20 protein-coding genes are annotated in these 16,356 nt (G+C 61.1%); 13 read left to right on the top strand and 7 right to left on the bottom strand.

All coding sequences use genetic code 11. The features are described from left to right. Nucleotides 1–89 precede the first annotated feature (89 nt). The 4 genes from ACKZ62_RS17605 to ACKZ62_RS17590 are packed head-to-tail and all read left to right on the top strand — an operon-like array spanning nucleotide 90 to nucleotide 2,773. The gene (locus ACKZ62_RS17605) at nucleotides 90–635 is read left to right on the top strand and encodes a DUF4865 family protein (RefSeq protein WP_032885386.1); all 546 of its coding nucleotides are present in this window, start codon (nucleotides 90–92) and stop codon (nucleotides 633–635) included. Nucleotides 636–686: 51 nt separating this feature from the next. Next, nucleotides 687–1,277, top strand: a complete 591-nt coding sequence (locus tag ACKZ62_RS17600; protein ID WP_032885417.1) for a histidine phosphatase family protein — start codon at nucleotides 687–689, stop codon at nucleotides 1,275–1,277. A gap of 9 nt (nucleotides 1,278–1,286) precedes the next feature. Beyond that, entirely contained in the window at nucleotides 1,287–2,042 is a 756-nt protein-coding gene (cobF, locus tag ACKZ62_RS17595; RefSeq protein ID WP_099601611.1) for a precorrin-6A synthase (deacetylating), read from the top strand. 11 nt (nucleotides 2,043–2,053) lie between these two features. Continuing rightward, nucleotides 2,054–2,773, top strand: coding sequence for an alpha/beta hydrolase (locus ACKZ62_RS17590; RefSeq protein ID WP_122755903.1), 720 nt, complete (start codon nucleotides 2,054–2,056; stop codon nucleotides 2,771–2,773). 147 nt (nucleotides 2,774–2,920) lie between these two features. Here the strand turns inward: ACKZ62_RS17590 and ACKZ62_RS17585 are convergent, their stop codons facing one another. From ACKZ62_RS17585 to ACKZ62_RS17575, 3 genes are all read right to left on the bottom strand, one after another. Further along, on the bottom strand, nucleotides 2,921–3,475 hold the full coding sequence (locus ACKZ62_RS17585) for a DcrB/PsbP domain-containing protein (RefSeq protein ID WP_099601609.1): 555 nt from the start codon (nucleotides 3,473–3,475) through the stop codon (nucleotides 2,921–2,923). Nucleotides 3,476–3,547: 72 nt separating this feature from the next. Next, nucleotides 3,548–5,356, bottom strand: a complete 1,809-nt coding sequence (locus tag ACKZ62_RS17580; RefSeq protein WP_447095595.1) for a monovalent cation:proton antiporter-2 (CPA2) family protein — start codon at nucleotides 5,354–5,356, stop codon at nucleotides 3,548–3,550. 107 nt (nucleotides 5,357–5,463) lie between these two features. Then, on the bottom strand, nucleotides 5,464–6,378 hold the full coding sequence (locus tag ACKZ62_RS17575) for an EamA family transporter (protein ID WP_095185984.1): 915 nt from the start codon (nucleotides 6,376–6,378) through the stop codon (nucleotides 5,464–5,466). 103 nt (nucleotides 6,379–6,481) lie between these two features. On the opposite strand from ACKZ62_RS17575, the gene ACKZ62_RS17570 reads away from it, so the two are divergent. The 3 genes from ACKZ62_RS17570 to ACKZ62_RS17560 all read left to right on the top strand — a co-directional run bounded on the left by ACKZ62_RS17570 (nucleotide 6,482) and on the right by ACKZ62_RS17560 (nucleotide 10,272). Continuing rightward, on the top strand, nucleotides 6,482–7,264 hold the full coding sequence (locus ACKZ62_RS17570; RefSeq protein ID WP_260367310.1) for an AraC family transcriptional regulator: 783 nt from the start codon (nucleotides 6,482–6,484) through the stop codon (nucleotides 7,262–7,264). Nucleotides 7,265–7,358: 94 nt separating this feature from the next. Further along, entirely contained in the window at nucleotides 7,359–8,912 is a 1,554-nt protein-coding gene (locus tag ACKZ62_RS17565; protein WP_099601605.1) for a DUF726 domain-containing protein, read from the top strand. A 40-nt stretch (nucleotides 8,913–8,952) separates the two neighbouring features. Further along, nucleotides 8,953–10,272 (top strand): Nramp family divalent metal transporter, encoded by a 1,320-nt coding sequence (locus ACKZ62_RS17560; protein ID WP_447095594.1) that lies wholly within the window; start codon nucleotides 8,953–8,955, stop codon nucleotides 10,270–10,272. Between the two features lies 1 nt (nucleotide 10,273). Here the strand turns inward: ACKZ62_RS17560 and ACKZ62_RS17555 are convergent, their stop codons facing one another. After that, nucleotides 10,274–11,206: a LysR family transcriptional regulator gene (locus ACKZ62_RS17555; RefSeq protein WP_095186030.1), complete on the bottom strand. Its 933-nt coding sequence runs from the start codon at nucleotides 11,204–11,206 to the stop codon at nucleotides 10,274–10,276. 118 nt (nucleotides 11,207–11,324) lie between these two features. Between ACKZ62_RS17555 and ACKZ62_RS17550 the strand changes: the two genes are divergently transcribed. The 3 genes from ACKZ62_RS17550 to ACKZ62_RS17540 all read left to right on the top strand — a co-directional run bounded on the left by ACKZ62_RS17550 (nucleotide 11,325) and on the right by ACKZ62_RS17540 (nucleotide 12,530). Further along, nucleotides 11,325–11,813 (top strand): DMT family transporter, encoded by a 489-nt coding sequence (locus tag ACKZ62_RS17550; RefSeq protein WP_447095593.1) that lies wholly within the window; start codon nucleotides 11,325–11,327, stop codon nucleotides 11,811–11,813. Nucleotides 11,814–11,817: 4 nt separating this feature from the next. Next, nucleotides 11,818–12,270 (top strand): DMT family transporter, encoded by a 453-nt coding sequence (locus ACKZ62_RS17545; RefSeq protein WP_122763639.1) that lies wholly within the window; start codon nucleotides 11,818–11,820, stop codon nucleotides 12,268–12,270. A gap of 89 nt (nucleotides 12,271–12,359) precedes the next feature. Next, nucleotides 12,360–12,530: a metallothionein gene (locus ACKZ62_RS17540; protein ID WP_095185981.1), complete on the top strand. Its 171-nt coding sequence runs from the start codon at nucleotides 12,360–12,362 to the stop codon at nucleotides 12,528–12,530. A gap of 52 nt (nucleotides 12,531–12,582) precedes the next feature. On the opposite strand, the gene ACKZ62_RS17535 is transcribed toward ACKZ62_RS17540, so the two are convergent. Both ACKZ62_RS17535 and ACKZ62_RS17530 read right to left on the bottom strand, forming a co-directional pair. Further along, on the bottom strand, nucleotides 12,583–12,855 hold the full coding sequence (locus ACKZ62_RS17535) for a hypothetical protein (RefSeq protein ID WP_032885357.1): 273 nt from the start codon (nucleotides 12,853–12,855) through the stop codon (nucleotides 12,583–12,585). A 16-nt stretch (nucleotides 12,856–12,871) separates the two neighbouring features. Beyond that, nucleotides 12,872–13,114 carry a DUF6555 family protein gene (locus ACKZ62_RS17530; RefSeq protein WP_032885356.1) on the bottom strand — a complete coding sequence of 81 codons (243 nt, stop codon included), beginning with the start codon at nucleotides 13,112–13,114 and terminating at the stop codon, nucleotides 12,872–12,874. A gap of 116 nt (nucleotides 13,115–13,230) precedes the next feature. On the opposite strand from ACKZ62_RS17530, the gene ACKZ62_RS17525 reads away from it, so the two are divergent. The 3 genes from ACKZ62_RS17525 (at nucleotide 13,231) to ACKZ62_RS17515 (ending at nucleotide 15,248) form a co-directional block, all read left to right on the top strand. Continuing rightward, entirely contained in the window at nucleotides 13,231–13,995 is a 765-nt protein-coding gene (locus tag ACKZ62_RS17525) for an AraC family transcriptional regulator (RefSeq protein WP_095185980.1), read from the top strand. Between the two features lie 88 nt (nucleotides 13,996–14,083). Continuing rightward, nucleotides 14,084–14,257 carry a DUF1427 family protein gene (locus tag ACKZ62_RS17520; protein ID WP_081797626.1) on the top strand — a complete coding sequence of 58 codons (174 nt, stop codon included), beginning with the start codon at nucleotides 14,084–14,086 and terminating at the stop codon, nucleotides 14,255–14,257. A gap of 31 nt (nucleotides 14,258–14,288) precedes the next feature. Further along, nucleotides 14,289–15,248, top strand: a complete 960-nt coding sequence (locus tag ACKZ62_RS17515; RefSeq protein WP_122681445.1) for a quinone oxidoreductase family protein — start codon at nucleotides 14,289–14,291, stop codon at nucleotides 15,246–15,248. Between the two features lie 67 nt (nucleotides 15,249–15,315). On the opposite strand, the gene ACKZ62_RS17510 is transcribed toward ACKZ62_RS17515, so the two are convergent. After that, nucleotides 15,316–16,344 carry a purine-nucleoside phosphorylase gene (locus ACKZ62_RS17510; RefSeq protein WP_122681444.1) on the bottom strand — a complete coding sequence of 343 codons (1,029 nt, stop codon included), beginning with the start codon at nucleotides 16,342–16,344 and terminating at the stop codon, nucleotides 15,316–15,318. Nucleotides 16,345–16,356: the final 12 nt, after the last annotated feature.

Below are 16,356 nucleotides of genomic sequence, written 5' to 3'. Positions count from 1 at the left end.
AATCCTTATCGCACCTATATTCGGTCATATCTTGTTGAAATCATCGCGGATGCGCAAGCTGATACCTCATCTTGCCTGGGAGCTTCCTGATGTTCGCCAAACAGTATTCACACCGCTTACCCGCCGATTACGACATGAACGTGATTCGCCGACGTGCCACGCAGTTGGGGCCGTTGTGGGATCACGCTGAAGGGTTGCTGTTCAAGGCCTTTATCGCCCAGGAGACTGGCGGCAATGTGTATTCCTCGGTGTACCTGTGGGCCGACCCGTTGCAGGCCGCTGACTTTTTGCTGGGGGAGCGTTTCCAGAAAGTGCTCGACAGCTTCGGTCGTCCGCATATCGAGAGTTGGCTGCCGCTGGATGTACAACGTGGCCCGGCGCAGAACGCGCTGAGTCTGTATCGGGAGGAACGGCCGCTGGCGCCTGGCGTGGACCGCGCGGGCATCTTGGCCGATGAGAAACGACGGAATCAGCAGTTGGCGGATAGCAACGACACGTTCGCGGTGTTCCTCGCGCTGGACGTACAAGCGTGGCGCTTGGTGCGGTTTACGCTGTCGGCCAAAACGTTGGATGCCGAGCACCCAGGCACGGGCTACCAGGTGCTCTATCTGGCACAAGGCGTTGCGCCCCAGTGATAACTGCGCCAGTCTTGGTGGCCTTAATCCTTGTCGTTGAAACAATCCGTGATCCAGGCCACCCGTTTGACACTCATCTGCCATGCCGCCACGCCTCTGCAAAAGCGCGGGCGTTTTCCGGACGACGAGGCGGTGGCGATGGATTGGCATGGCGCGGCGCTGTCCCTCGCCGGGCGTTATAAGAAACCCCGGCGTTTGTTGTGCGGGCCGGAAGTGCGTACACGGCAGACAGCCGGCTTGTTCGGCGATGACGCAGGAATCGAAGACGCCCTGCGTGACGCGGATTTCGGCCAGTGGAAAGGCCAGGCCATCAGCCAACTGAATGGCGATCAGTTAAACACCTGGCTCACTGACAGCACGTGCGCACCCCATGGCGGCGAGTCGGTGGATGACGTTTGCACACGTGTCGCGCAGTGGATGAAATCCCTCGAAACCCAACCCGGCCATGTGGTCGCCATTACGCACCCCTTTGTGATCCGCGCCGCACTGCTGTACGTCATGCAGTTCCCGCTGTCGATGTTCTACCTCATCGACGTCGAAGCGTTGTCGGCCACTGAACTTCGCTTCAACAAGGTCTGGCGCTTGCGCCTGGAAACTCACGCCCAGGCGCGTGAACATGGCAAAATCCACGCCCCGCAATGAGAGCAACCCATGAAACGCATCCTGATCATCGGCATTGGCGCCGGCAACCCTGACTACATCACGATGCAGGCCGTGAAGGCGCTCAACCGCACCGACGTGTTTTTCTTGATGGACAAGGGCCAGAGCAAAGACAAGTTGATCGACCTGCGCCGCGAGATCTGCGAAACCTACATCACCGAGCCTGGCTACCGCTTCGTCGAGGCCGATTGCCCCGAGCGTGTGCGCGGCGATATCGACTACACCACCGCTGTGCAGGACCTCAACCGCGACAAGCAGCAGACTTTCGAGCGCATGATCAATGAGGAAATGGCCGACGGTGAAGTGGGCGCTTTCCTGGCGTGGGGCGATCCTGCGCTGTACGACAGCACCATCCGCATTCTGCAGGCGATTTTGGCCAGTGGCCGCTGCACCTTCGAGTTCGACGTGATCCCCGGTATCACCAGCGTGCAGGCCCTGGCCGCCCAGCACAAAGTGCCGTTGAACCGCATCGGCAAGTCCGTTGAGATCACCACCGGGCGACGTTTGGCGGCAGGGCAGGCGAGTGATGCCGACACCCTGGTGGTCATGCTTGACGCCGAAGATTCCTACCGTAGCGTGGCCGATCAGGATATGGACATCTACTGGGGTGCCTACCTCGGCACGCCGGATGAGATCCTCATCAGCGGCAAGGTGAGTGAGGTGGCCGAAGAAATCCAACGGGTGCGCAAGGCCGCGCGCCTGGAAAATGGCTGGATCATGGACACTTATTTGCTACGCAAACCCTGAGGTAACGTCCCATGTTCAAACTGTTTGCCCTGGCGCTGACCCTGCTAGCCGGTGCCGCTCATGCCGACGATACGCTGCACACCGACTTGCCGCTGTCGTACCTGGAGCAAACCCAGGGCGATGCGCGCAACCAACCGCTGGTGATTTTCCTGCACGGCTTTGGCAGTAACGAGGAAGACCTGTTTGGCATCAAGGACGCGCTGCCGTCCACATGGACTTATTTGTCGGTTCGGGCGCCCATGCCGGTCGATTCGAATGGATTCCGCTGGTTTACCAAGACGCCCGGTGACGGCGATTACGATGGTGTCACGGCCGATCTTCAGCGCAGTGCGGGGCTGATCAAGGACTTCGTCGGCAAAGCCACCGCCAAGTACCACACCCAGAGTGATCGGGTGTTCCTGATTGGTTTCAGCCAGGGCGCGATCATGTCGTATGAGGTGGCGTTGCGTGACCCGCAACTGGTGCGGGGGATTGCGGCGTTGAGTGGCAGCGTGTTGCCGGTGCTCAAGGCTGAGCTGAAACCGGATGAGTCATTGGGCAAGCTGGCGATCTTTATTGGTCACGGCACTTTGGACCAGGCGCTGCCGTATGCGTCGGCGACCCGAGCGAATGAGTTGTTGACGGGCTTGGGGTTGAAGCCGGAGTTTCATGGGTATCCGGGGATGAACCACACCATCAGTGAGGCGGAAGTGCAGGACTTGAAGGTTTGGCTGGAAAAAAGCCTGAGGTAAACGCGGTAAATAAATGTGGGAGCGGGCTTGTCGAATCGTCGCACCGCTGCGATAGCGGGGTGTCAGTCAATAGAGATATCGACGGGTCCACCGTTATCGCAGGCAAGCCAGCTCCCACATTGGTTTTGTGTTGCTTGGGAGATCGGGTTATTTACCGCCGGTAATCTGCTTCACCAACGCTGCATGCCCCTTGGCATCATCCGCCCGTGAAATCGCCTGGATCACCAGCAAGTGATTTCCCGAGCCGCCGAGGAAAGTGGATTGCAGCGTCTTGCCACCACCCTGGGTCGCGGTGCTGTCCACCTGGCGCAGGCCCAGGCCCTTGAAGTTCAGCTTTTTCTCGCTTTGCTTCTTGAAGTCAGGCAGCGCTGCGCTCTGGTCCTTGACGAAGCCGGCCACAGCGCCATCGAGGAACTGCGCGTCGTTATCCCCAATGGTTGCCCCGTCTTTACGTACGGTTTCGGCGACGATCACCACACTTTTCGTGGTTTGGTTGGCGTACATCGTGCCTTGGGTATCGGCGGTGCCATCATCCGCCTTGCCAGCCGGCAAGGTGTCGGCAGCGTAGGCCTTGGGCAGGTTGAAGGTGAACTTGCCGCCCAGGGTGGAGATGGTTTGCATGGTTGGCTTGGAGGCGGCGAAGACACTGCCGGCAGTAAGCGCGAGGACCAGCAGGGCGGCGGTCTTGGTGAAAGTGGCCATGAAGCGCTCCAGGGGTGAACGAAATTGCGGCATATTCTGTCAGAATTTTCGCAAGATCGTTCACCCATAGCCTCACACCTTGTCGGACTCTTCCTCAAGTCGGTCCATCTCAAACAGCCGCGCCAACTCTGTCCGCGCTTCCTGAGCGGTCTGCATCACTTTCGCTGCATCGTCGTACACCGCGTGTTGCGCCGCCAGCACTTGCAGGTCGTGGTTCTTGAAGCGCGTGATGCGCGCATCGGCTTGCGCCTGGCTCAAGCCCAGGCCGACCAGGGTGCGACGGCTCATTTCCAGGCTGGAGTAGAACGTCTCGCGAACGGGCGAGGCGTCCAGGTCCACCAGGCGGTGCACATGCTGGCGGTTACGTGCGCGGGCGATGATTTTCATGTGCGGGTAGAGGGTGCGCACCAGCTCGGCGGTCTTGATGTTGATCTCCGGGTCGTCCATGGTGATCACAAAGAACTCGGCCTGGTCGACCTTGGCCGCGTGCAGGATCTCGGGGCGCTGCGGGTCGCCGTAGAACACCGGCATGCCGCCGAAACTGCGGGTCAGTTCGATGGTTTCCACCGAGGTGTCGAGGGCGATGAACGAGATGTTCTGGGCGCGCAGGATCCGCGCCACAATCTGGCCCATACGGCCCATGCCGGCGATGACCACACGCGGGGCATCGCTTTCGATGGCGCGGTACTCCTCGGGCACTTCCACCGGCTTGACCTTGGGCTTGAACAGCTTCGGGCACACCAGCAACAGCAGCGGCGTCACGGCCATGGACAGGGTGATGGTCAGCACCAGGATGTCGTAGAGATGGGGTTCGAACAGGCCCTGGTCGCGGCCGATCTTGAACACCACGAAGGCGAATTCACCGCCGGCAGCCAGTACCACGCCCAGGCGCAGGGCGCTTTCGCGATTGAGGTCTCCCACCATCCGGCCCACGGCGTACAGCAGCGGTAGCTTGAGGCCAATCAGCAGCAGGGTCAGGCCGATCACTACCAGGGGCGAGCTGAGCAACAGGCTGAGGTTGGCGCCCATGCCCACGCTGATAAAAAACAGTCCCAGCAACAGGCCCTTGAACGGTTCGATCTGGGATTCCAGTTCGTGGCGGTATTCCGAATCCGCCAGCAGCAGGCCGGCGAGGAAGGCGCCGAGGGCCATGGACACGCCCACCAGTTCCATCAGCCAGGCTGTGCCGATCACTACCAGCAGCGCGGTGGCAGTGGACACTTCGCGCAGGCCAGTCTTGGCGACGATGCGAAACACCGGCCGCAGCAGGTAGCGCCCGCCAATGATCACCACAGCGATGCTGCCGAGGATCTGCAGGACGTGTTGCACGCCCTGGGCTTCGGTGGTCGGGTGGTCGCTGCCGGCCAGCAGCGGCACCATGGCGATCAGCGGGATCGCCGCGATGTCCTGGAACAGCAGGATGGCAAACGCCAGCCGGCCGTGGGGCTGGTTGAGCTCCTTGCGCTCGGCAAGGCTTTGCAGGCCAAACGCGGTGGACGACAGCGCCAGGCCCAGGCCCAGCACGATGGCGCTGTTCCAGGCCTGGCCAAATACCCAGAGCGCCACTGCGGCCATGACCAGCCCGGTCAACAGCACCTGGGCCAGGCCTACACCAAACACCGCCTTGCGCATCACCCACAGTCGCTTGGGCGACAGTTCCAGACCAATGATGAACAGCAGCAACACCACTCCCAGCTCCGAAAACTGCGCCACGCTTTGCGGGTTGCCTATCAGGCCCAGCACCGATGGACCAATGATCACACCAGCAAACAGATAGCCCAACACCGCGCCCAATTGCAGGCGCTTGGCCAGGGGCACGGTGAGCACGGCGGCGAGCAGGAACACCACGGCTGCTTGTAACAGGTTGCCTTCATGGGGCATTGCGAACTCCAGGATCTTCAAAACCAGTCATCAGGCGTGTATTAGAGCGCTTTTTACATTTTGAAAATTGTGTTTTTGCTGCGTATCAGGCCGATGTGTCGCGGTTTTTAACGGGCAATGCGCTTCTTGCTGAGGTTTCGCAAGGATAGCCCGGCAGGCGCGAGTGTCGATGGCCGGCGGCACAAGCCCACCGCCAACCCGACGATGATGATTGCAATCGAAATCAGGTTCGGCGTGGAAACGTGCTCACCGATGATCAACATCGAACTGCTGATCCCGAACACGGGAATCAGCAACGACAGCGGCGCCACTGTGGACACGGGGTACAGTTTTAGCAGCGAGTTCCAGCCCCAGTAGGCAAAGTGCGTGGCCAGGTACACCTGGAACAGGATGGACAGTATCGCTGCCAGGTCGAGGCTGGCGTTCAAGCCTTCGAACGGGCTACTGCCGTGCATCCACCAGGCCATGAGGAACAGTGGAATCGGCGGAAACAGGCTGGCCCATACCATGAACGAGAAGATCTCCTTGACCCCGGACTTCTTGATGATGACGTTGCCCACGCTCCAAGCCAGCGCGCTCAATACGATCAACATCACCCCAAGGACGGCGTGGTTGCCTTCCTGAGTGGAAATGATGCCCGCCAGGCCGCTGAGCGCCAGCAAGGCGCCGACGATCTGCGCCTTGCGGATGTTCTCCTTGAACAGTAAAAACCCCCAACCCATGGTGAAGAACACGCTGAGTTGGATGATCAATGAAGCAATACCAGGGCTCACACCGATCTGGATCCCGTAGTTGATTACGCCCCACATGCCCAGCCCGAAGATAAAACCGTAGGCGGCTACGTAGCTGAACTTGACGGCGGGGCGCTTGATGAAGAACACCAGGGGCAGGGCTGCCAAGGCAAAGCGGATGCCGGTGAGCACAAAGGGGTCGACCGAGCGCAGGCCTAATTGGGTGATGGGGAAATTCACTCCCCACACCAGGGTGACGAGCACGGCTAGCGCCAAGTGTTTTTTCAGCATGGAATGTTCCCTAGGTCATGACGCTTCTTTAAGGGCGTTGATGTTAGGGGCAGTTCGATTGGCCCGCTTGCTATGTCAGGTCAACTTTTGACAAGATCGGGCCATGATTCCAGCCTTTGATTTTTCCAGCCCTGACGCCGTGGTGACGCTACGCGAATACCCCAATGGCACTGTTTTCGAGCGGCACACGCACGCGCGTGGGCAGTTCGCCTATGCCTCCACCGGTGCGTTGAAAATGTTCACCGACCTCGGCAATTGGGTGGTGCCGCCGCAGCGGGCGATTTGGGTGCCCGGTGGTGTGCCCCATGAAATGCAGATGCGCGGGGAGGTGGTGATGCTCAATACCTACCTGAACGCCGATGCCGTCCTGCGCGCGGGGTTGCAAGCGCGCTGTCAGGTGTTTGAAGTGTCGCCCTTGCTCAGGCATTTGCTGGAGGCGGCGCTGGCTATCGATCCCTCGACGCCACTCAATGTGAGGCATCGCTGCGTGCTGACGCTGTTGATTGATGAGATCGGCGCCATGCCTGAGGTGCCCCTCAGCGCGCCATTGCCTGGCGAACCACGGCTGGCGCGGGCCTGTCAGCGTTTCCTGGAGGCGCCCACGCAAAAAATCACCCTCGATGAGATGGCTGAGTGGTCGAACATGAGTCGACGCACGTTCACCCGCCATTTCCAGGAAAGCACGGGGATGACGTTTGTGTCCTGGCGCCAGCAGGTGTGCCTGCTGGAAGCCACTGCACGCCTAAGCCATGGCGCTTCCATCACCGAGGTGGCGCTCGGGTTGGGTTTCAGCAGCTCCAGTGCGTTCACGTCGGTGTTCCGGCGCAACCTGGGGGATTCTCCGGCGCGCTACCTGGCTAACTCAAAGGCTGGCGCGCAGTTCTGAGGCCTTTGCTGCTGCCACGTCGGTCAGGATTCACCTCCCTTGGGCCTTGCCTTTGTTACTATCGCCCACCCTTGTCACCCGGAGTCACCGCCCAATGCAACACCAGTGGGATGAAATGCACCGCACCCGCAAGCCCACATTCCTACTGTGTGGCGAGCCTCAGGGGGACGTGCTCAATCTCTATGTTCACGGTTATTCGGCGTTTTTCAACCGGCAACAACTGGGCAATTTCAAGGCGCAGTTGGCGGGCATCGAAGGCTCCACCAACCTGATGCTGTTCTGGCCCGCGGGGCACTTCCTGGAAAACCTGTTTGCGCCTTTCAAGGACGTGATCGGCGCGATGCTCGGCGGCGGCAGTGTCGGCGCAGCGACCGTCGGCGTGGGCAAGGCGATTGCCTATTTCCTCGACCACTACAAAAGCGTCGAGGCGCGGGTGGACGAAGTGGCCAAGAGTTTGCTGCCGGAGCTGGCGGGTTACCTGCACGGTGAGTCGCTGAACGTGCGGCGTATCAACCTGATCGGCCATTCCCTGGGGGCGCGGATTCTGGTCAAGAGCCTCCTGGCCAGCCCTGAAACCGCGCGGGAACTGCCATTGGACAATCTACTGCTGATGGGCGGGGCGATCTGCACGTCGAGCCCGTGGGATGAGGTGTCGGCGCCACTCAAGGGCCGGCTGATCAACTGCCACTCCAGCAAGGATTGGGCGTTGGCCATTAAGCCGGACACCGAGCGCTGCATTGGTCGTTATGCAATCGAGGTGACGCCGGCACTCAAGGCCAAGATCACCAATGTGCACTTGGCTACCTTCGATCACGCCGCCTATTGGCCGCAATTGCAGACGGTGGTGCAGTACACCGACCTGTTGCACGAGCGACGCGGCATGATCCGCTCCGACCAGCGCAGCAGCGAGGTGCGCTTTGCCGAGGAGGATGTGGAACTGTTCCCAGCCTTGGTGCAGGCGCGGCCGGATGAGTTGAAATTCCTCGCCGAACTGATGGCGCAAAAGCGTAGTGCATCGATTGATGCCAAGGTGCGCGAGCCGCTCAAACTGGCCATCGAGTTACAGCGCATGGGCGGCGATAGCTTTATGAACCTGGCTCGTGGGCATGGCGTAAGTTATCGCCAGATCGCCGAAGACGTGGCGCAGCGCCTGGGGATCAAGTTTGACGAGTCGCTTGAAACGGTTGCGCTGGCAGAGATCGAAACCCAGGTCGCGCAAAAGCTGATCGAGCAGTACAAGGACAAGCTCAGTAATGCCGACCGGCAGGTCTTCGACGCGGAGCTCAAGGCGGCCGCGCAAAAAGAGCAGGGCCTGTTCAAGCGTTTCGATGTTGGGCGCTCGGCCACCACGGCTTTGAGCGGCACGGCGCTGGCGGGGCTGACCGGGTTTATCCTGCGTCGTGGGGCGGCCTCAGCGATTCCGGTGGTGGGGCAGGCACTGGCGGCCGCGATGCTGCTGGTGAGTGGTGTTCGGGCGTTTTCCGGTCCGGCGTATTCGATTACGACGCTGGCGGTGTTGGTGATCGGTGTGATTCGCCAGCGCATGGAGCGTGAGGCGTTGAACCAGGAGATGGACCTCGTGGTGCAGGTGGTGGAAGCGTTTGACCTGCCACGGGACACGGTGATGCGCACGGTCGCGTCCGACTGATAAGCTGCGCGGTGTCGAGTGTGTTTGCCTGGGATACCGCGTGAAATTCAGCCTGCCGAAAATTGCTACCGCCCCGTTCTGCCCGCCGGAAGTGGCGGGCTCTGTCGCCGTTGATCCCAAGGCGTTGTTCTTCAAACGTGCCCTCATGTTTGCCGGCCCCGGCCTGCTGATCTCCATTGGCTACATGGACCCGGGCAACTGGGCTACGGCCATCGAGGCCGGTTCGCGCTACGGCTACAGCCTGCTGTTTGTGGTGCTGCTGGCCAGCCTGGCGGGGATGGCGGTGCAGTGCCTGTGCTCGCGACTGGGCATCGCCACCGGCAAAGACCTGGCGCAACTATGCCGCGAGCGCTACAGCAAGCGCTCCGCCCGCACCCAATGGGCGTTGGCGGAAATCTCCATCATTGCCACCGACCTGGCCGAAGTGCTCGGCTGCGCCTTGGCGTTTCACCTCCTGCTGGGCGTTTCCCTGACGACCGGTATTGTGATCACGGCCTTTGACACGCTGCTGATCCTCGCCCTGCAAAACCGAGGCTTTCGCCGCCTGGAAGCGATCATGCTGGCGTTGGTGGCGACCATCGGGGTGTGTTTCTTTATCGAGCTGGTGTTGATCAAACCGTATTGGCCGGACGTCTTCAGCGGCTTCACGCCGTCACTGTCGGCCATCAGCGATGCCGCGCCGCTGTACCTGGCCATCGGCATTCTGGGCGCTACGGTGATGCCCCATAATCTCTACCTGCACAGCTCAATCGTGCAGACCCGCCTGATCGGTAAAGACCTGGCCAGCAAACAGGACGCGGTCAAGCTGGCGCGCATCGACACCATCGGCTCCCTGGCCCTGGCCCTGCTGGTCAATGCCGCCATCCTGGTACTCGCCGCCGCCGCATTCCACAAGACCGGCCACACCGACGTGGTGGAAATCCAGGATGCTTACCACCTGCTCGATCCGTTGGTGGGTGGCGCCTTTGCCAGCATCCTGTTCGGCGTTGCCTTGCTGGCGTCCGGGCAAAGCTCGACGTTTACCGGCACCATCGCCGGACAAGTGATCATGGAAGGCTACCTGAACCTGCGCATTCCCTGCTGGCAGCGGCGCCTGATTACCCGGGGGCTGGCGCTGATCCCGGCGTTTCTCGGGGTGTGGCTGATGGGTGACGATGCCATCGGCAAATTGCTGATCCTGAGCCAGGTGGTGCTGAGCCTGCAGCTGCCGTTTGCGCTGTATCCGCTGATTCGCATGACTGGCGACAAGCAGCTGATGGGACCGTTTGTGAATAGCCTGCCCACCAGGGTGTTGGTGTGGTTTCTATTTGTGGTGATCAGTGGGGCGAATGCATGGTTGATTGGGCAATGGGTGTTTTGAGTCAGCGATCCCAATAAGGCACCGCCCCAAAACACTCCACAAAGTAATCAATCACGGTCCTCACCTTCAGCGACAAGCGCCGGCTCCCTGGCCACAACGCCGCAATTTGCTGCGGCTCCAGCGTGGTCGCCACTTCGTACTCCGTCAGCACCGCGTGCAACGTGCCGGCGCGCAAGCTTTCGCCGATCAACCAGGATGGAAACACCACCAGCCCCAGGCCTTGTTCGGCGGCGTGGGTGAGTGTGTCGGCGTGGTTGCCAGTGATCGGGCCTTTGACGCTGTAGGGCGTCCAGTCGCCCTGGTCGCGGCGGAAAAACCAGCGTTGTTGGCCGGTGATGCCCTTGTACGCCAGGCATTGGTGGTTGATCAGTTCATCGGGGTGCGAGGGCGTGCCGTGCTTCGCCAGGTAAGCAGGGCTGGCGGCGATGCGAAAGCGCTGGGGCGCGAAGATACGGGCTTGCATGCCGGAGTCGTTGAGCACGCCGATGCGAAATAGCAGGTCGGTGCCATCTTGCAGAGGGTCGACGTAGGTGTCGGTTTGCTGGATATCCAGTTGCAGCTTGGGGTAGCGGCGGCACAACTCGCCCAGCCAGGGTGAGAGGTGACGCTGGCCGAACACCATCGGCGCATTGATACGCACCAGGCCGCTGGGCTCGCTTTCCTGTTCCTGCAGGGCCTGGCCGGCGGCTTCCAGTTGTTCGAGCATCAGGCGCGCGTGCCGCCCTAGCAGGCGCCCAGCCTCGGTGGGGCTGACGGCGCGGGTGTGCCGATACAACAACTGTTGCCCCAGGGCCTGCTCCATTAATTGGATCTGCCGCGAGATCGAGGAGGGCGCCAGGCTTTCGCGGCGCGCCACTTCGGAGAAGCTGCCGTGGTCTAGCACTGCGACGAACAGGCGCAGCGCCTTGAAACTCAACTCGTTCAAACCCTGCATCATGGCTCCAAGCTGTGCGTTTTGCGCAAAGGTGTTGTTGGCATGCTCCCATTTATCGCACAGGACGGCCACTGGATAATGCGCGCCATTAATCCATTTGTTGATGCGTAGGTGATGTATGCAGGCCAGTTCTATCGAGGGTGTGGCGAACGCCGCACCGAAAAAAAACCTTCTGCGGTTGCTGTTGTTGCCGCTGGTGATCCTCGCCGGTATGGGCTTGTCGGTGGAGGCCGGTTTACTCGGCCCGTTGGGCGTGCAGGTGGGGCACCTGTGGGCGACGTTGAGCATCTTCGGCGTGGGCTCGGCGATTCTGTATTTGCTGCTGCTGTTCAGCGGTCCGCAAAAAGGCCCGGCGCTCACGGACTTGCCGCGCTGGCAGCTGATCGGCGGTTTTCTGGGGCCGATGTACGTGGTGGTACTGACCCTGGCCACGCCGCACATCGGTATTGCGATGACCATGATCGCGATTCTGTCGGGACAGGTGGGCAAGAGCGTTTTGATCGACCATTTCGGTTGGTTCGGCACGACGCGCAAGCGAGTCAATGGAGAGCGCTGGATCGCGCTGGCGTTGATTGTGGTGGCACTTGTTCTGATCGCACGAGGGTAAGACGATGAATCTGATTCTGTTGTTGGTACTGGTCATCGCGGCCGGTGCGGTATTGAGTGTGCAGGCGGCGATCAACGGTCGCCTGGGCCAGACGGTGGGTGTGTTGCGCAGCAGTTTGCTGACCTTTGCCGTAGGCGCGCTCACCACCGCGATGTTGATTTTCTTCTTTGAACCGGCACAGGCGTTGAGCCTCTTGGACGTGCCTAAATGGCAGCTGACCGGCGCGCTGTTCGGCGTGGTGTACATGATGGTGATGGTCGGTGCGGTGCCGGTGGTCGGCACGGCGGTGGCCACGGTGGCGGTGATCACCGGGCAGTTGGGCATGGGCATGCTGATCGATAACTTCGGCTGGCTGGGCAACCCTGCCATCGAATTGTCGGGCGGTCGCATGCTGGCGATGGTGTGCCTGGCGCTGGCGCTGGTGTTCATGTATCGCAGCAATACGCGCACCGACTGATGGTTTGAACGATCTGCGTGAGCCGGCAGTCATTGCTTAAGGTGCCGGCGCTCGCCGTACCGAGACGACCATGATGAAGGAGTCTGACCATGCCAGATCAAACCTGTGCCTGCCCACACTGCAAATGTGTATTGGGTGTCGAAGCGGTGATGAAAGACGGTAAGGGCTATTGCTGCCAGGGCTGTGCCGAACACCATGCCCATGGTGAACCCTGCGCTGCGGCTACGGGCTGCGAGTGTGCCAAGTCGGCCAACGGTTGAATGCGGTGGGAGCGGTCAAAACCGTTCCCACATTTGATCTATCTGTTAGCTGCTATTGGGTTTCCAACTCCAGCCGGAGGCTATGGTCCGACAGGCGCTGCCGACCTCTGACCACCCCGCTGGTCCGCCGTCCCTCCAGGGCAAACACCACCGTTTTCGCTGCATGCAGATCATCCGGGAGCGGCTGAAACACCTTCAGTACGAGTCTGTCGGGTTTGCGCTGCACGCTCACTTGGCATTCCACATGCCTGGCCAGTGGGCCAAACAGGGTGTCCTGGGTGTAATCAATCCGTGCCTTGCCATTGACCTGGCCGCATACATTCATGGGTATCTCTCCTTGATCAAGCCTGGGCGCGCGCGTCCGAGCGGCGCCATTGCACGTTGGTGATGCCGAATTTCTCGGCCTGAACCTGGCTGGTCTTCTTGACCTGCTCCCGGGCGAAACGGCCAATACGACCGACGCCGGCATCGCAGCTTGCCCAATGCCAAGCTTCGGCGGCATCGAGTTTTTCCAGGCGGATAATGAATGACTTGGCCTCGCCATGGAGGGTGTAATCGATCACAAACAGTTTTGCGTTATTCATCGGCCCATCAACCCTGGTGGTGTAAGCAAGTGATCGCCACGAGCGCCAAAAATTCACTCGGATTGTCGGGCGGTGGTCATTACCATGGTGGCTCATCCTAGACTGACGTACGTCCCATGGCTCTGGCCGCGCCACCTGACCTCAGTGATCACGCTGTCCCCGTGCAACCTCTGGCGCGTACTTACCCGCGTGGGTGGTATGTGGAACCCCACAGGCACGAGTGGGGCCAATTGCTTTACGCCATGAGCGGCGTGATGTGGGTCGAGACCCCACGCGAAGCCCTGGTGGTGCCGCCCCAGCGCGCGGTATGGCTGCCGCCGGGTGTCGAGCACGGGATTCGCGTAGTGTCGGATTTGCAGATGCGCAATATCTACCTGCGTCCTGCCTTGGCGGCGACGCTGGACAGCCAGGTGCAGGTGATTGAGGTCGGTGGGTTGCTGCGCGAGTTGATCGTCACGCTGGTGGAGGAGGGCGATAGCGGCGACGGTGCGTATTACGACGCGGTGGTCGGCCTGGCCCTGCTGGAGTTGCAGCGGGCGCGTCGCTCCCGGATCCGCATCGCCATGCCGGTTGAAGCCGACCGTCGACTGATCAGCGCGTGCCAGGCGGTCATGGCTGCGCCTTCCCTGGTGATCCCCTTCGAGCAGCATGCCGAGGTGGCCGGTGCCAGCGTGCGTACCCTGGCGCGGCTGTTCCAGAACCACCTGGGCATGGGGTTCGCCGAATGGCGCCGGCAAGTGCAACTCGCCACGGCGGTGGCGGAGTTGATCCAGGGCCAGTCGGTCAGCGGGATTGCGCGGTCCCTGGGCTATTCGCCGAGCAGCTTCAGCGACATGTTCCGCCGCGAACTCGGTGTGGCCCCTTCGCACTACACCGGCTGAGGTTTGGCCGAAATCCTGAAGCAGTTGGCCGATGCCAGCGGGAGGGGCTCCCTACACTGAGCCCACCAACCCACACGGCGCTGCCCCCATGAATTACTTGATTTCCCTCGCCATTGGCCTGTTTGTTGGCGTGATTTATGGTGCGCTGGATTTTCGCTCACCCGCGCCGCCGGCCATCGCGCTTGTCGGCCTGATGGGCATGTTGATCGGCGAAAAACTGTGGCCCATGGGGCGACAGTTGGTCAGTGCCTGGTTGTCCTGAAGTCTTTTTCTTTTCGATGGATGTACTGCCCATGAAAGCCCTGCAATTTTCCGCCACTGGCGATCTCAATGCCCTCAGCTTTATCGACGTTCCCACTCCGGTGCCGGGCGCTGATGAAGTGTTGGTAAAAATCCAGGCTGCGGGCCTCAACCCCAGCGATGTAAAGAACGTGCTCGGTCGCTTCCCTTACACCACGCTGCCACGCATTCCTGGTCGCGATTTTGCTGGCGTGGTGGTTGAAGGCCCGCAGGCATTGGTGGGCCGGGAAGTCTGGGGCACCGGCCGCGATCTTGGTTTTTTTGCCGATGGCTCCCACGCTCAATACCTCACGGTGTCTGCCAAGGGCGTGGCCCATAAGCCTACGCATTTGAGCTTTGCCCAGGCGGCGAGCCTGGGTGTGCCGTACACCACCGCTTGGGATGCGCTGGAGCGCAGCGGTGTGGGCAAAGGCACGCGGTTGATGGTGATCGGCGCCAACGGTGCCGTGGGGAGTGCGGCGTTGGCCCTGGCGAAAATCCGTGGCGCCCGGGTGCTGGCGGCGGTGCGCAGGGTTGAGCAGGTCGAGGTTTTGCAGGCGCAAGGTTTCGAGGCGATTAGCCTCGCTAAACCGCAAGACTTGGGTTCGCAAGTAAATGCCGTGTTCGCAGGCGGCGCCGACGTAATCTTCGACACCACCGGTTTCTGGCTGCCTGCCGCCGTGGCGGGTCTGGCGGCATTTGGCCGTATCGCCATCATTGCTGCGCCCGTGGACGGTCATGTGCAATTGCCGGCTCTGGCGCTGTACCGCAAGGGAGGTTCGGTGGTGGGGATCAATTCATTGCTCTACAGCTGCGAGCAGTGCGCGGTGATGCTGGAGCAGTTCGGGCGCTTTTTTGATGAGGGCCTGCTGCCGCTGCCGGTCGGCCTGCGCGAAGTGGCGCTGGCCGAAGGGACGCAGTGCTACGAAGACGTGAACCAGGGCAGTGCAGACAAAATCATCTTCCTGCCCTGATACGGTCCCGTAGGCGCCGGCTTACCGGCGATTGGCCCTAAGCACGCCATCGCCGGCACAGGGATCGTCACGCGTCGGGAACACCTTTTTCCCAGGCTGACCAGTTGTTGAGGATTGCCTGCACCAGCGGATTGCCCGTGCGGTACAGGTTTTCCAGCGCCGGCACGAACCCGCCCTGGTCCGCATAGTTGAGCAGGTTATCCACCTCGCTGTAGCCAGGGTAAGGCCGGTCGAAGTCGGAACCTGCTCGCACCACGGCCAGGCGCTGTATATCCACCAAACCCTCGCGACTGGCGCGCAGCAGGGCCTCATAGGTGGAGTTATCTTCCTGCTGGGTGGTGCAGTATTCGCCTTTGTTATCCGTGAGCAGCTTGGTCCAGACCTCGGCGCGTTCGCTCAGGCGCGTGCCGGAGAACCACGTGTTGCCCGCCAGGGTGTCGCAGCGGGTGACTTGCGGCGGCTGGTTGGCCGGGGCGGCGGGGTAGTGCTTGCGCCAGGCCGTCGACTCTTTGCTTTCCGTCAGCTCGACTTTCTGCGACAGGGCAAACGCCTTGGCTTGCAGCTTGGGGTTGAGCTCAAACACTTCGGTCTTGTAGTCCAGCGGCGGTTTTTCGTTGGGGCCTTTGGTGTTGATGCCGATGTAGCCGGTCGGCCAGTCCTTGGGCGCATCGCGCGAATCCAGTTCCCACTGCGTACCAAACTCCACCAGGTAATGCGCCCAGGCAGCGGTGCCGATGGTGCCGTGCTTGGGGCTGATGCCGGCGATCCCGGCAATCAGGAAGTAGCTCTGGCGCAGGTCGAACTTGGGCGACAACGCCAGGGCCAGGGTGGAGGCGGCAGCGTTGGTCTGGCCCATACCGGTGACGAGCAGGCAAACGTCCTGGGTGTTGCAGCGGATCACCGGGTACTCGGCGGACAGGCCCGGCACGCGCACTTCTTGCTTGAGTTGCAGGCGGTCGATCCAGGTTTGTGCCTCGGGCGCGAACATGGTGATCAGCATCACTTTGGGTTTGATCGGTGCCGGGGTATCTGCCAGCACCAGGTGCGGCAACAGGGCCATGCCGATGGCCATCGATAGACGGGTAAACGTGTTCATCTCATGCTCCTT

Source organism: Pseudomonas sivasensis (genome assembly GCF_052938085.1).
This window is presented reverse-complemented; position numbering and strand designations above follow the sequence as displayed.

Bases quoted from the DNA above. Each gene is read 5' to 3' on its own strand.
- ACKZ62_RS17605 (WP_032885386.1), top strand. From the start codon at position 90: ATGTTCGCCAAACAGTATTCACACCGCTTACCCGCCGATTACGACATG.
- cobF (WP_099601611.1), top strand. From the start codon at position 1,287: ATGAAACGCATCCTGATCATCGGCATTGGCGCCGGCAACCCTGACTAC.
- ACKZ62_RS17590 (WP_122755903.1), top strand. From the start codon at position 2,054: ATGTTCAAACTGTTTGCCCTGGCGCTGACCCTGCTAGCCGGTGCCGCT.
- ACKZ62_RS17585 (WP_099601609.1), bottom strand. From the start codon at position 3,475: ATGGCCACTTTCACCAAGACCGCCGCCCTGCTGGTCCTCGCGCTTACT.
- ACKZ62_RS17580 (WP_447095595.1), bottom strand. From the start codon at position 5,356: ATGCCCCATGAAGGCAACCTGTTACAAGCAGCCGTGGTGTTCCTGCTC.
- ACKZ62_RS17575 (WP_095185984.1), bottom strand. From the start codon at position 6,378: ATGCTGAAAAAACACTTGGCGCTAGCCGTGCTCGTCACCCTGGTGTGG.
- ACKZ62_RS17570 (WP_260367310.1), top strand. From the start codon at position 6,482: ATGATTCCAGCCTTTGATTTTTCCAGCCCTGACGCCGTGGTGACGCTA.
- ACKZ62_RS17565 (WP_099601605.1), top strand. From the start codon at position 7,359: ATGCAACACCAGTGGGATGAAATGCACCGCACCCGCAAGCCCACATTC.
- ACKZ62_RS17555 (WP_095186030.1), bottom strand. From the start codon at position 11,206: ATGCAGGGTTTGAACGAGTTGAGTTTCAAGGCGCTGCGCCTGTTCGTC.
- ACKZ62_RS17550 (WP_447095593.1), top strand. From the start codon at position 11,325: ATGCAGGCCAGTTCTATCGAGGGTGTGGCGAACGCCGCACCGAAAAAA.
- ACKZ62_RS17545 (WP_122763639.1), top strand. From the start codon at position 11,818: ATGAATCTGATTCTGTTGTTGGTACTGGTCATCGCGGCCGGTGCGGTA.
- ACKZ62_RS17540 (WP_095185981.1), top strand. From the start codon at position 12,360: ATGCCAGATCAAACCTGTGCCTGCCCACACTGCAAATGTGTATTGGGT.
- ACKZ62_RS17535 (WP_032885357.1), bottom strand. From the start codon at position 12,855: ATGAATGTATGCGGCCAGGTCAATGGCAAGGCACGGATTGATTACACC.
- ACKZ62_RS17530 (WP_032885356.1), bottom strand. From the start codon at position 13,114: ATGAATAACGCAAAACTGTTTGTGATCGATTACACCCTCCATGGCGAG.
- ACKZ62_RS17525 (WP_095185980.1), top strand. From the start codon at position 13,231: ATGGCTCTGGCCGCGCCACCTGACCTCAGTGATCACGCTGTCCCCGTG.
- ACKZ62_RS17520 (WP_081797626.1), top strand. From the start codon at position 14,084: ATGAATTACTTGATTTCCCTCGCCATTGGCCTGTTTGTTGGCGTGATT.
- ACKZ62_RS17515 (WP_122681445.1), top strand. From the start codon at position 14,289: ATGAAAGCCCTGCAATTTTCCGCCACTGGCGATCTCAATGCCCTCAGC.
- ACKZ62_RS17510 (WP_122681444.1), bottom strand. From the start codon at position 16,344: ATGAACACGTTTACCCGTCTATCGATGGCCATCGGCATGGCCCTGTTG.